General features: G+C 66.8%; 16 protein-coding genes and 1 tRNA gene. 9 read left to right on the top strand and 8 right to left on the bottom strand.

Features of this window, described 5'->3' with window-relative positions; genetic code table 11:
• Positions 1-53: 53 nt before the first annotated feature.
• Positions 54-126 (bottom strand) — tRNA-Arg (locus tag AM590_RS19035).
• Between the two features lie 78 nt (positions 127-204).
• Entirely contained in the window at positions 205-483 is a 279-nt protein-coding gene (locus tag AM590_RS19030) for a twin-arginine translocase TatA/TatE family subunit (RefSeq protein WP_058828843.1), read from the bottom strand.
• 261 nt (positions 484-744) lie between these two features.
• Between AM590_RS19030 and AM590_RS19025 the strand changes: the two genes are divergently transcribed.
• Entirely contained in the window at positions 745-1245 is a 501-nt protein-coding gene (locus AM590_RS19025; RefSeq protein ID WP_058828842.1) for a redoxin domain-containing protein, read from the top strand.
• Positions 1246-1323: 78 nt separating this feature from the next.
• Positions 1324-2136 (top strand): HD domain-containing protein, encoded by an 813-nt coding sequence (locus tag AM590_RS19020; RefSeq protein ID WP_058828841.1) that lies wholly within the window; start codon positions 1324-1326, stop codon positions 2134-2136.
• Positions 2137-2219: 83 nt separating this feature from the next.
• Here AM590_RS19020 and AM590_RS19015 read toward each other — a convergent pair whose 3' ends face one another.
• The 3 genes from AM590_RS19015 to AM590_RS19005 all read right to left on the bottom strand — a co-directional run bounded on the left by AM590_RS19015 (position 2220) and on the right by AM590_RS19005 (position 3760).
• Positions 2220-3128, bottom strand: coding sequence for a mechanosensitive ion channel family protein (locus tag AM590_RS19015; protein WP_058828840.1), 909 nt, complete (start codon positions 3126-3128; stop codon positions 2220-2222).
• On the bottom strand, positions 3125-3373 hold the full coding sequence (locus AM590_RS19010) for a YhbY family RNA-binding protein (RefSeq protein WP_058567245.1): 249 nt from the start codon (positions 3371-3373) through the stop codon (positions 3125-3127). Before AM590_RS19010 ends, AM590_RS19015 begins: the two co-directional genes overlap by 4 nt.
• 111 nt (positions 3374-3484) lie before the next feature.
• Positions 3485-3760, bottom strand: a complete 276-nt coding sequence (locus tag AM590_RS19005; RefSeq protein ID WP_058828839.1) for a ribonuclease P protein component 4 — start codon at positions 3758-3760, stop codon at positions 3485-3487.
• 95 nt (positions 3761-3855) lie between these two features.
• On the opposite strand from AM590_RS19005, the gene AM590_RS19000 reads away from it, so the two are divergent.
• Both AM590_RS19000 and AM590_RS18995 read left to right on the top strand, forming a co-directional pair.
• Entirely contained in the window at positions 3856-4917 is a 1062-nt protein-coding gene (locus AM590_RS19000; protein WP_058828838.1) for a glycosyltransferase family 4 protein, read from the top strand.
• A 125-nt stretch (positions 4918-5042) separates the two neighbouring features.
• Positions 5043-6149, top strand: coding sequence for a glycosyltransferase family 4 protein (locus tag AM590_RS18995; protein ID WP_058828837.1), 1107 nt, complete (start codon positions 5043-5045; stop codon positions 6147-6149).
• A 28-nt stretch (positions 6150-6177) separates the two neighbouring features.
• On the opposite strand, the gene AM590_RS18990 is transcribed toward AM590_RS18995, so the two are convergent.
• From AM590_RS18990 to AM590_RS18980, 3 genes are all read right to left on the bottom strand, one after another.
• The gene (locus AM590_RS18990; protein WP_058828836.1) at positions 6178-6609 is read right to left on the bottom strand and encodes a hypothetical protein; all 432 of its coding nucleotides are present in this window, start codon (positions 6607-6609) and stop codon (positions 6178-6180) included.
• 58 nt (positions 6610-6667) lie between these two features.
• On the bottom strand, positions 6668-7414 hold the full coding sequence (locus tag AM590_RS18985) for a DUF2797 domain-containing protein (protein WP_058828835.1): 747 nt from the start codon (positions 7412-7414) through the stop codon (positions 6668-6670).
• Positions 7415-7562: 148 nt separating this feature from the next.
• Entirely contained in the window at positions 7563-8510 is a 948-nt protein-coding gene (locus tag AM590_RS18980; protein ID WP_058828834.1) for an NAD-dependent epimerase/dehydratase family protein, read from the bottom strand.
• Positions 8511-8651: 141 nt separating this feature from the next.
• Here AM590_RS18980 and AM590_RS18975 point away from each other — a divergent pair, with 141 nt between their 5' ends.
• From AM590_RS18975 to AM590_RS18955, 5 genes are all read left to right on the top strand, one after another.
• A complete protein-coding gene (locus AM590_RS18975) occupies positions 8652-9194 on the top strand; it encodes a tRNA (cytidine(56)-2'-O)-methyltransferase (protein ID WP_004970839.1) in 543 nt (180 codons plus the stop codon).
• 85 nt (positions 9195-9279) lie between these two features.
• Positions 9280-9810: a transcription factor TFIIE subunit alpha gene (locus AM590_RS18970; protein WP_004977409.1), complete on the top strand. Its 531-nt coding sequence runs from the start codon at positions 9280-9282 to the stop codon at positions 9808-9810.
• Positions 9811-10488: a DUF2110 family protein gene (locus tag AM590_RS18965; protein ID WP_004977408.1), complete on the top strand. Its 678-nt coding sequence runs from the start codon at positions 9811-9813 to the stop codon at positions 10486-10488.
• Positions 10489-10492: 4 nt separating this feature from the next.
• Positions 10493-11248 carry a DUF5803 family protein gene (locus AM590_RS18960; protein WP_058828833.1) on the top strand — a complete coding sequence of 252 codons (756 nt, stop codon included), beginning with the start codon at positions 10493-10495 and terminating at the stop codon, positions 11246-11248.
• Positions 11249-11336: 88 nt separating this feature from the next.
• Positions 11337-12029: a molybdopterin-binding protein gene (locus tag AM590_RS18955; RefSeq protein ID WP_058828832.1), complete on the top strand. Its 693-nt coding sequence runs from the start codon at positions 11337-11339 to the stop codon at positions 12027-12029.
• The last annotated feature ends 193 nt before the right edge of the window (positions 12030-12222 follow it).

Here is a 12222-nt window from a genome sequence, read left to right as displayed (position 1 = left end):
AGCAGTGCGAGTGGGACTCAGGAACGGCCGCTGAGCGAACGAAGTGAGCGAAACGGGCGTGACGGGATTCGAACCCGCGATCGAGAGGTTAGGAACCTCTCGCCCTGTCCACTAGGCCACACGCCCTACGGCGCTATCGTTCAGGACTGGTCAAAAATCGCGTGGTTCGCCCTCGGCGGGCAGAAGAGAGAGAGTGAGCTGCGATTAGTTCGACGATTTGGTCGAAGCGGACTCGGTCGAAACCGAGTCATCCGAACTCTCGATGGTCGCGTCGTCTTCGTCTTCGTCGTCGCCTTTCATATCCTGGAGTTCGTCCTCGATCTCCTCGCGGCCGCGCTGGAACTCGCCGATGGCCTGCCCGGAGGACCGAGCGAGCTTCGGAATCTTGTTCGCGCCGAACAGCAGGACCACGATGAGCAGGACAACGAGCAGCTCGGGCCCGCCCGGGAGTCCCGGGAACAGTGGGGTGATGGTCTCGAACATCGCTATTTCTGCGTTACCTAGTGGCAATTATAGGCTTTTTGCCTTCTGCGGGTTCTGGAAAGACGGAATATCGGCGCGACGAGACTCCCGTATCGGCCGAATCGACGCGTCTCGGCGCGCAACTCCTACGAAAAGCTTGTGGCCGGCTCGTCGGTCGCGGTCGGTCGCCCGAGGCGGCGGCAACGGGTCTGCGGCCGAGTCAGCGACGCCTGAATTTCCGCCGACGGTGAAATAATGTGTGCGGAGCCAAATGGCATCCGTATGGTATCAGTCGGCGACGCCGCCCCGGACTTCACCGCACCGCTCACCGACATCGACGGCGACATCGAGTCGTTCACGCTCTCCGAGAACCTCGACGACGCGCCCATCGTCCTCGCGTTCTTCCCCGCGGCCTTCACCGGCACGTGCACCACCGAGATGTGCACCTTCCGCGACCAAATGGCCAACTTCGAGGACATCGGCGCGACGGTGTACGGCATCAGCATCGACACGCCGTTCACGCTGACGGAGTTCGCCGAACAGAACGGCCTCAACTTCGGGCTCATCAGCGACACGAACCGCGAACTCGTCGACGCCTACGACGTGGCGATGGACTTCGCGAGCCTCGGTGTCAACCGCGTGGCGAAGCGCTCGGTGTTCGTCGTGGACGAAGCCGGCGAGGTCACCTACGCGTGGGTCAGCGACGACCCCGGCGTCGAACCCGACTACGAGGCGGTCGAGGCCGCCGCAGCGAAGCTCGAAGAACCGAGCGAGGCCGCGTAGGCGACCGCCGCGCGATGCGGTAGCGTACCTGATTCGGAGCCCAAGTTCTTTTCTCTCCGTGCGACCACCTTGCGGGACATGAGCGATATCGAAGACACCCTGAACGGCGGCCGCGTCTACGACCCCGAGGCGGACCACGCCTTCCCCGACGAGAAGCTCAACGAGGTGCTCCCCGCGCTCCTCGAAGACGAGGAGGTGACGACGCTCCTCGAAGCGCAGAACGTGAACGCGGTGACGCGCAAGGGCTACAACGACCACGGCCCGAAGCACATCGAAATCGTCCGCAACCGGGCGCTCCGGCTGTATGACCTGCTCAAGGCCGGCGGCTGCGAGTTCAACGGCGCGTCCGAACAGGGGCTCGCCGAGGCCGACGAGGCGGTCATCATCGCCCTCGCGGCGCAACTGCACGACATCGGTCACATCGTCCACCGCGACAACCACGCGTACTACTCCATCCCGATCGCGTCGGACGTGCTCGACCGCTTCCTGCCCGAGTTCTACGGCGTCGCCGACGCGGTCCGCATCAAGGCGGAAGTCCTCCACGCCATCCTCTGTCACCACCGCGAGGAGGACCCGCTCACGCTCGAAGCCGGCGTCATCCGCGTCGCCGATGCGCTCGACATGGAGCGCGGCCGGTCGCGCATCCCCTACGAGAAGGGCGGCCGCGGCATCAACACGCTCTCCAGCCGCGCCATCAACAACGTCGTCCTGAAGTCCGGCGAGGACTCGCCCGTCCTCGTCGAAATCGAGATGGTGAACGCCGCGGGCGTCTATCAGGTCGACAACCTCCTGAAGGCGAAACTCGACGGCTCCGGCCTCGAAGAACACGTCCGCATCGTTGCGGTCAACACGAAGTCCGACGACAGGCTCGTCGAGCGCATCGAACTCTAAGCGGCGCGTCGGGAGTCGAAAAAAGACGGTTGTCCGCACGGGTGACCGTCGCGGGCGAGTCCCGCGGTCGGCGTTGCTTTTCTTCAGTCGTTCGACTGCGCGAGGCGCTCTGCGCCGCCGACCGAGAGTTCGCCGCTGAGGGTGCGGTTCGGGTAGGGGATGTCGATGCCCTCCTCGTCGAACCGCTCTTTGACGGCGGTGACGTACTCCCCGCGGGTCTTCACGAAGTCGGCGCGGCTGGGCTGGGAAATCCAGATACGCGACTTGAGCGTGACCGACGAGTCGCCGAGTTCGGTCAGCCTGACCGACGGTTCGGGCGTCGTCATGATGCCGTCGTGCTTTTCGGCCTCGTCGAGGATGATGTCAGTCGCCTGCTGGATGTCGTCGTCGTAGCCGATGCCGAACGGCACCTGCAGGCGGAGTTTGTCCTTCGCGACGGGGTTCTTGATGACGCCGTCGGTGAGCTGCGAGTTCGGCACGGTGAGCAGTTCGTTGTCGAAGGTGCGAACGCGCGTCACCCGGAAGGAGATGTCCTCGACGATGCCGGAGTTGCCGTCCCACTCGATCCAGTCGTTGATGCGGAACGGCTTGTCGGTGAAGATGAAGATGCCGGCGACGAAGTTGGCGATGACGTCCTGCATCGCGAAGCCGATTGCGAGCGTCGCGGCCGCGCCGATGGTGGCCAGCGACTGCAGGATGTTGCCGAGGCCGGCGAACGCGAACCCCGCGCCGAGAGCGACGAACGCCACGACGAGGGTCGCGATTTTCATCAGGGGCTTTTTCGCGTGCTCGTCCGCGCCGCGTCGGTCGAGGACGCGGTTGAGCGCGGACGAGACGACAGCCTTGCCGACGATGTAGACGACGGCGAAGCCGAGAACGAGGCCCAAAAGCGTCCCGAGCGTCTCGGCGTACGGGACGTTCTGCTGGGTGAGGAGCCGGCCGACAGCGCCGCCGTCACCCTGCAGTTGGAGCGGGACTGCGAGCGCGTTCATCGGTGGTAGACCGCGGTCTTCCCCCTCGTCTCTATCAGCTCTGCGTTCACGCGCTCGGCGAGGTCGGCGGCCGCCTCGTCGACCGTCGTGCCACCGAGCGCCGCCCGGAGGAACTTCGCTTTCACGAGGTTCCGGTCGGCCAACTGGTCGTTGAGTTCGCCGACCACCGCTTCGATTCCGCTCTTACCCACCCAGACGGTCACGTCGACGTCGTGGGCCTCCTTTCGCAGCTCCTGCGTGTTCATGCGTAGCCTCCACTATGTGCCAGAGGGCTTCAATAGTAAGGCTTTGGCGGCCGTTTGGTTGTCGTACACACGCGAGAACAGGCCGATTCTGCCGAAATCGCCCTCGGGCGGTCAGTACGGATAGCGTTTGGTCGCCCCGCAGTCGCACCTGACGACGACGTGGCCGCCGGCGCGGGTCCGGACGCGGGCGTTGACGCCCGGGAGGAGGTAGGCGTCGCAGTCGTCGCAGGTGAACCGGCGGAATTCCTTCGGGAGGCCGCAGCGGTTCCGCTCTGCGACCCGTCGAGCGAGGCGGACGTACTCCCGGGCGCGCTCGTGGTCGCGGTCGCTCGCCGCCCCGCGGGCGAGGGCGTGGAGTCGGTCGATGCGCTCCTCCGCGATGTTCATACACGTTCGGGCGAGCGGCCCGGACAAAGACGTTCCGAACCGCGACGCGGAGCCGAAGCCGGTACTGTGAAAGCCCAGCCGGAAGAACGGCGACTGTGCGCGTCCTGAACTACCTCGAGTTCGCCTCGCAACTCGACCGTAGCGGTATCGGCACCGCCACCGACCAGCAGCGGGCGGCCCTCGCCACGACCGACGTGGAGGTCGTCACCTCTCCGTGGCCCGAGTCGGCCGCCGCGGGTGCCGCGAGCCTCCTGCGGGGCGACGGGGTCGTCCGCGACTACGACGTGGCCCACTGCAACCTCATCGGCCCCGGCTCGCTCGCCGTGGCCAGGCACGCGAAGCGACACGACATCCCGCTCGTCCTCCACTCGCACGTCACCCGCGAAGACTTCGCCGAGAGCTTCCGCGGGTCGACTGCGGTCGCCCCCGCCCTCGGGAAGTACCTCAAGTGGTTCTACTCGCAGGCCGACGTGGTGCTCTGTCCCTCCGAGTACACGAAGCGAACCCTCGAATCTTACCCGGTCGACGCGCCCATACGGGCGGTTTCGAACGGCGTCGACACCGAGGCGCTCGACGGGTTCGAAGCCCTCCGCGACGAGTACCGAACCGAGTACGACCTCGACGGCATGACCGTCTTCACCGTCGGCAACGTCTTCGAGCGCAAGGGCCTCACGACCTTCTGCACGCTCGCACAGGAGACCGACTACGACTTCGCGTGGTTCGGCCCCTACGACACCGGCCCGCACGCCTCGAAGAAGGTGCGGTACTGGGTCGAAAACGCCCCGGAGAACGTCACGTTCACCGGCTGGATAGACGACATCCGCGGCGCGTTCGGCGCGGGCGACGTCTACCTGTTCGCGACGAAAAACGAGAATCAGGGCATCGCGGTCCTCGAAGCGATGGCCTGCGGGAAGGCGGTCGTCCTCCGCGATATCCCGGTGTTCGAGGAGTTCTACACCCACGGCCACGACTGCCTGAAGTGCTCGACCGACGCGGAGTTCCGCCGGGCGCTCGACCTGCTCGCCCGCGACCCCGACCTCCGGCGACGACTCGGCGAGAACGCCCGCGAGACGGCCGCCGAACACAGCCTCGACCGCGTCGGCGACAGGCTCGTCGAGACGTACGAGGACGCGTTGTCCGGACGACTCGAAGGCTGAGTGACCGACGCCCGACTGGCGACTCTCATTGGCCGACCCTAGGAGACGGCCGATTGGTTCGGTAACACACGACAGTCCAGCGGGAAGTCACAACGGTTTATCCCGTCGGGGTCGCACGAACGGCCATGCAGTCGGTCGCCGCGTTCACCGACACGTACCTACCGACCGTCAACGGCGTCACCTACACGATTCAGACGTGGCGCGAGCGGTGGCACCGCCGCGGCGGTCGCATGGACGTGGTGTTCCCGGCGGACGACGACTACGACCCCGAACCGGGCGAGTACGGCGTCAGAAGCCTTCCCTTCCCGTTCTACGAGGGGATTCGAATCGGCGCGCCGCGGATTCCGGGTGCCGTCGGCGATGTTGATGTCGTCCACGCCCACACCCCGTTCGGACTCGGACTGGCCGGCCTCCGACTCGCCCGCCGGCGCGATCTCCCGCTCGTGGCGACCTACCACACCCCGACCGGCGAGTACGCCGAGTACCTCAGCTCCGTCGGCGCTATCGAGCGCGGCGTCGAGCGCACCGCCGAGCGGTACGAGCGGTGGTTCTTCGACCGCGCCGACGCGGTCATCGTCCCGAGCGAGGACGCCGAGCGCCGCCTGGTCGACGAGGTCGGCGTCGAGGCCGAAATCGTCGTCCTCTCGAACGGTATCGACGTGGAGCGGTTCGAACCCGTCGAAGGCGACGACTTCCGCCGCCGCTACGACCTCGGCGACGGTCCCCTCATCGGCTACACGGGCCGACACGGCTATGAGAAACGCCTCGACGAACTCGTCCGGGCCGCGGCCGACCTCGATGTGACGCTCGTCTTCGGCGGTGACGGCCCCGCCCGCGACGAGCTGTCAGCTCTCGCCGACGACCTCGGTGTGGACGCTCACTTCCTCGGCTTCCTCGACCGCGAGGAGCTACCGGCGTTCTACTCCGCGCTCGACGTGTTCTGTTTCCCGAGCCCCGTCGAGACACAGGGACTCGTCGCGCTGGAGGCCAACGCCTGCGGGACGCCCGTCGTCGGCGTCAACGAGGGCGCGCTTGAGAACACCGTCCTCGACGGCGTGACCGGCTACCACTACGAATCCGGCGACTTAGACGGCTTCCGGCGCGGAATTCGACGGGCGCTGGCGGAGCGCGAGGCGCTCAGTGCGCGGTGTCTCGACCGCCGCGACGAGGTGAGTGTCGACCGGTCCGTCGACCGGCTCGCGGCGCTCTACGACCGACTATCGTCGAAATAAGAGGTACGAGACCGACTGCGAAACCGCGTTAGTCGCGACCTTCGAGCGCGTCGGCGATACGACGCAGTTCGCGGTTGACATCGCGGACCTCGTCGCGGAGCTGTCGGACCTCGCGGACGAGCTGTTCGTCGCTTCCGCTTCCCTGCTCGGGGTCGCGCGGGCCGCCGCCCATGCTTCCGGGACCGCCGCCCATGCCGCCGCCACCGCCCATACCGCCGGGGCCGCCGCCGCCCATCATGCCGCTCATCATCTGCGCGAAGGGGTTTCCGCCGCCGCCACCCATGCCGCCGGGGCCGCCGCCGCCCATCATCTCTTCGGGGTCGGGACGCTCGCCTTCTTCGCGCTCTTTCTCGCGGCGCTGTCGAATCTCTTCGACCCGCTCGCGGAACGACTTCTCTTCTTCGCCGTCGTCGCCCTCGTCGGGCGTCTGCGTCTCGTCTGCGGGTTCATCGTCAGCCATGAGAGCGAATTGGCTGTCCTCCCGGAAAGTGCTGACGGTCTCTGAGAATCGTGACTCCTCAGCCGAACGCGCCGAGGCTCGACTGGAGGTCGCGGTCGGTCCCGCCGTCGCCGAGTTCGTGACCGACGAGGTCGCGCATGTCGACCGCGTAGGTCGTCCCGCGGTGGTCGAGGATGAGCACGCGCCCCTTCACGCCGCGGACGGTTCCCGTGGCGACAGTTTCTGCGACCGGCGAGCCGTCGAGGTCGAGGCCGTAGTCGAACGCGAACGTCTCGATGGGGTCGAACTGGGCGACGAGGGCGTCCCACGCCGCGGCGTCGACCGTCCGACCGAACCCCTCGATTTTGGTCGGGACGCGGATGCGGTCGGGAATCTCGCTCGCCAGTTCGGCCTCGTACTCGCGGGCGACGCGACCGTCGGAGAACGTCCGAACGTGGGCCGCGCGGTCCGCGCCCTGCTCGCGCAGGCGGGTGTCGAGCCGCCACTCGCGGGTGACGCCGACCTTGAACGTGTCGGGGGCGAACGCGGCGAGGTAGACCGCGTGGTCCTCGTAGCAGTCCATCTCGTCTTTCAGGCACGTCCCCGTGCACTTCGCGCAGACCCAGGTGTGGCGGTGGTCCGAGCAGTACGGCGCGCGGTCGTTGTCGCAGGAGACGTGGCGGTCGTCGTGGATGGTACCCGCGCAGTGGCGCTCGCCGAGGCGGTAGTCGAGTTCGGTGCCGGGGGCGAGCGCGACCGAGTCGATGCCGCCGCTCGCGCTCACGAACAGCGCGGGGGTTCCGGTATCGTAGCCGACGACCTGCACGCTCCGTGGTAGGGAGTCGCGATAGAAAGGTGGCTCGCTCCGGGGTCGGACTGCGGGGTCTGTCGGGCGTCGCCCCGGGTGTCGGTGTTATCTGGGCTGTTGGTCGCGGTTGTTAGCCGCGGCTGTCGGCCGCAGTTATCGGCAGCCGTTATTCGTACTCGGCGCGAAGCTCCTCGGCGAGTTCCTCGGCGGCGCGGCGGACGGCCTCGTCGCTCGACCCGTCTGGCTCCCAGCCGAGCGCGGAGAGCTTCTCGATGGAGAGGCGCATCTTGGGCACGTCGCCGGTCCAGCCGCGGTCGCCGCCGGTGTACTCGAACTCGGGGTCGAGGTCCAGCACGTCGGCGACGATGTTGGCGATGGTCGTCACGGAGGTCGTCGTCCGCGTACCGAGGTTGTAGACGTTGTAGTCGCGCTCGGCATTCTCGACGATGTGGCACATCGCGTCGATGCAGTCCTCGACGTGGAGGTAGGACTTCTCCTGTCGGCCGTCACCGAGGATTTCGAGCGTCTCGGGGTTTTCGAGGAGCTTCTCGATGAAGTCCGGGATGACGTTACCACGCTGGTTCGGGCCGACGATGTTGGCGAAGCGGTACATGTAGACCGTAACGTCGTACGAGTGGGCGAACGTCGACAGGAGACCCTCGTCGGCGAGCTTGGAGGAGCCGTAGATACTGATGGGTTCGAGCGGCGCGTAGTCCTCGGGCGTCGGCCGCGGGGCCTCGCCGTAAATCGTCGACGAGGAGGTAAAGGAGATGTTCGACACGCCGACTTCCTGCATCCGTTCGAGGATGTTGTACGTCATCTCGGTGTTCTCCTCGAACAGCTGACGGGGATTGCCGTAGTTCGTGTCCGTGTAGGCCGCGAAGTGGAAGACGATGTCGAGGTCCTCGGTGACGGCCTCGGCGACGTCGTCGGGGTCGGTCATGTCGGCCTGTACGAAGTCGACGCCGTCGGGGACCTGCTCGCGGTCCCCCTTCGAGAGGTCGTCCGCGACGACGACGTGGTTGTCCTCGGAGAGGCGCGCAGCGAGGTGAGAGCCGACGAGTCCCGCGCCCCCGGTCACGAGGACGCGCTTGTCGGAGAGTTCCAGCGACATGGCTCAGATGATTCGACCGAGTGATAAGTCCGTTTCCCCTCCGGGCTGCGGGCGGGCGTCGGTGATGGTCGCCACCCTGTCCTCGGCGACCGCCGCCGGCGTTCCGAAAGCACCACTTTCCCCCGCCGTCTTCGGAGAGACATGCACAACGAACCCGAGGTCGCCGTCCTCCGGTACGGACACCGGCCGGGGCGTGACGACCGGATGACGACGCACGTCGGCCTGACGGCCCGCGCGCTCGGCGCTGACCGGGTCATCCTCCCGGACAATGCCGGCCACTCGATGGAGACCGTCGAGGACATCACGGGCCGGTTCGGCGGCCCCTTCGAGGTCGAACTCACCGAGGCGCTCAACGGCGTCATCCGCAACTGGGAGGGCAAGGTCGTCCACCTCACGATGTACGGCGAGCGCGTTCAGGACGTGGAGGCCGACATCCGCGAGGCGCACGCCGAAGAACCGCTTCTCGTCGTCGTCGGTGGAGAGAAGGTTCCCTTCGAAGTGTACGAGGGGGCGGACTGGAACGTCGGCGTCACGAACCAGCCGCACTCGGAGGTCGCCGGCCTCGCGGTGTTCCTCGACCGCCTGTTCGACGGGCGCGAACTCGACCGCGAGTGGGAGGACGCCGAAAACAGGGTCGTCCCGATGGCGACGGGCAAGAAAGTCGTGCCGGCCGACGAGGAGTAATCGGACGCGTCGGCGCGCCCGCCAGCGGTTCTCCGCTGCCCCGGAGTAATAAGACTTAATGGCGTTCCTGACGCCATTTCGCACAATGGCTTTTGAGGAGTTACTGAACGACCCTGTTATCCAGAAGTACCTCCACGAGTTGGTTGGGCCCACTGGGATGCCGGTCGCGGCGGCACCCCCGGACGGCGAGGTCACCGACGAGGAACTCGCCGAGGAACTGCGGCTCGAGCTCAACGACGTGCGCCGTGCGCTCTTTATCCTCTACGAGAACGACCTCGCGTCGTATCGTCGCGTCCGCGACGAGGATTCCGGCTGGCTCACCTACCTCTGGACGTTCCACTACGAAAACATCCCCGAGAACCTCGAAGAGGAGATGTACCGGCTCCTTGAGGCGCTCGAGGAACGACTCGACTACGAGCGTGACCACGAGTTCTACCTCTCGGAACCCGCCGGCATTCGCTTCGAGTTCTCCGAGGCGATGGAGCTGGGCTTCCAGTGTCCCGAGACCGGCGCGCCCCTCGAACCGATGGACAACGACGACCTCGTCGACGCGATGGAACGACGCATCGAAGAGCTTCGAGACGAGCTCAACGTCGAAGTGACGGGGACCAACTGAATGGTCGTTCTCGCAACGAAGTGCTACATCGACGGCGACGCCCGCGACCGCGCGCTCGACAGTCTCACCTCGCTCGTCGCCAACGACATCGGCGACCTCGACGTGGAGTACGACATCGGCGTCCGCGACGACGATTTCATCTCCGTAACGGTCTCCGGCGACGACGAGACGGTCGCGCGCAACGTCCTCCGCGAGGAGTGGGGCGAAGTCACGCCGCACCTCTCGGCCGGTGAGACCTACGTCGGCACGCTCGAACACTGGGACGACGACGGCTTCGTCCTCGACGCCGGCATCGAAGTGCGCATCCCGACCGAGGAACTCGGCCTCGGCCGCGGCTCCGCGACCCAGATTCGCGACCGCTTCGGCCTCGTCCAGCACATGCCCCTGACGTTCGTCTACGGCGGCGACGATGAGCCCTCACGGCTGGCCGACGAGCAGGTCGACCGCCTCTACGACTGGACCCGCGGCAGCGGTCGCGTCAACGTCAACAGCGCGACCCGCGGCGAGGTCCGCGCGACGGTCAACCGCGCCGGTCACGCGAAAGATATCGTGACAGTCGAGCGCCTCGGCCTCCTCGAACAGAGCATCGTCTGCCGGGACGAGACCGACCCGCCAGGCCTCCTCGCCAGCATCGGCTCGTACCTGCCGGCCGAACTGAAGTGCGTTATCGGCCAGTAAGACGATGAACAGGCGACTCCTCGTCGGTATCGCCGCGCTTGCCCTCCTCCTCGTGACCGCCGGCTGTCTCGGCGGCACCTCTAGCGTCTCGAACGACCGGCTCGACGCCGCGCCCGACGGCGAGTACGCGTGGTCCGCGGAGACCGACGCGCACATCACCGTTCAGGACAACGGCCGGTTCCGCGCGGTCTACGAGATGAACGACTCCTCGGTCGAGCTCTACCGCTTCGACGGCTTCGGCAGTCGGACGCCGCTTCCGGTCGAGGCGGTCCGCTACCGCTACGAGAACGGGAGCGTCATCAACGGGACTGAACTGAAGGCCCGCGGCGGCGACGTGACCCAAAACGACCGCATCACGAACGTCTCGCTCCCCGCTGACGCCGGGAGCGCCGGCAAAATCGCGTTCAGTTCGTCGTCCTCGCCGAAGCGGTTCTCGCTTCCCGTCTTCGTCGAGGGGAGCTACGAGGTCGTCCTGCCTGCCGACCGCCGCGTCGACTTCCCGATATTCGGGGCGGTTCGACCGTCCGGTTACGAGACCGAGGTCATCGATGACCGGGTCCACATCCGGTGGCCCGAGGTGACCGACGGGAACGTCGTCGTGCAGTTCTACCTCCAGCGCGATCTCGGCATCTTCGCGGCGGTCGCCGCCGTCTCGGTGCTCGTCGGCGGCGCGGGGATACTCTACTACCGCCGGCAGATTCAGGCGCTCCGCGACCGCCGACAGGAACTCGGCTTGGACGTCGAAGACGACGACCGCTGACGAACGCCCGGCAAACCGCGGCGTCGGTCGGCCGACTCAGCTCGCCGGTGTGAACGCTTTTTTGCCTCGCAGCCCGCTACCTCGGGGTATGCAAGTCGCCGTGGTCACCGTCGGGGACGAACTCCTCGCCGGCGACACCGTCAACACGAACGCCGCGTGGTTGTGCGCGGAACTGACAGAGCGGGGCGTCTCCGTCGAGCGCGTGACGACGGTCCCCGACCGCGTCGCCGACATCGCCCGCGTGGTAAACGAGTACCACGCCGAGTACGACGCCGTCGTCGTCACCGGCGGGCTGGGGCCGACCCACGACGACGTGACGATGGAGGCCGTTGCGGCCGCGTTCGGACGCCCTTTGGAGCGGAACCCCGATGCCGAGGAGTGGCTGGAGACGAACGGCGGCTACTCCGCGGCGGACCTCGTGGAGGGGACGACCGACCTCCCCGCCGGGTCGCGAATGCTCCCGAACGACGAGGGCGTCGCGCCCGGCGCGGTCGTCGGTTCGGTGTACGTGCTCCCCGGCGTCCCCGGCGAGATGAAAGCCATGTTCGCCCGCGTCGCCGACGAGTTCGCCGGCGAGCGGACTCACGTTCGGTTCGTCCACACGTCGGAGCCGGAAAGTTCGCTCATCGAGCGGTTCGAGGCCGTCCAATCAGAGTTCGACGTGACCGTCGGGAGCTACCCCGGCGACCACGTCAGAATCAAACTCGCCGGAGCCGACGAGGAGACCGTCGAATCGGCGGCCGCGTGGCTCGAAGCGCGAGTCGAGTCGTACGAAGAATAGGGTCGGTCGGCCGACGGGTCAGCGCTGGAGGTACCAGAGCCACCCAGCGGTCATGAGGATACCCACGAGAAGCACGGTCGCGGCCGTCTCCGAGGTCGGCAGCACCTGTCCGGCGGATTCTAACGGAATCATAGGTGACAATTGCCCGGTCCCCTTGTTAAACGGTGAGGTTCCGGCGACGGTCGGCCCGGAC

It is taken from the genome of Haloferax sp. Q22, from assembly GCF_001482285.1.
Classification (GTDB): Archaea; Halobacteriota; Halobacteria; order Halobacteriales; family Haloferacaceae; genus Haloferax.
The sequence above is the reverse complement of the archived record's forward strand: the minus strand, read 5'-3'. Positions and strand labels throughout refer to the sequence as shown.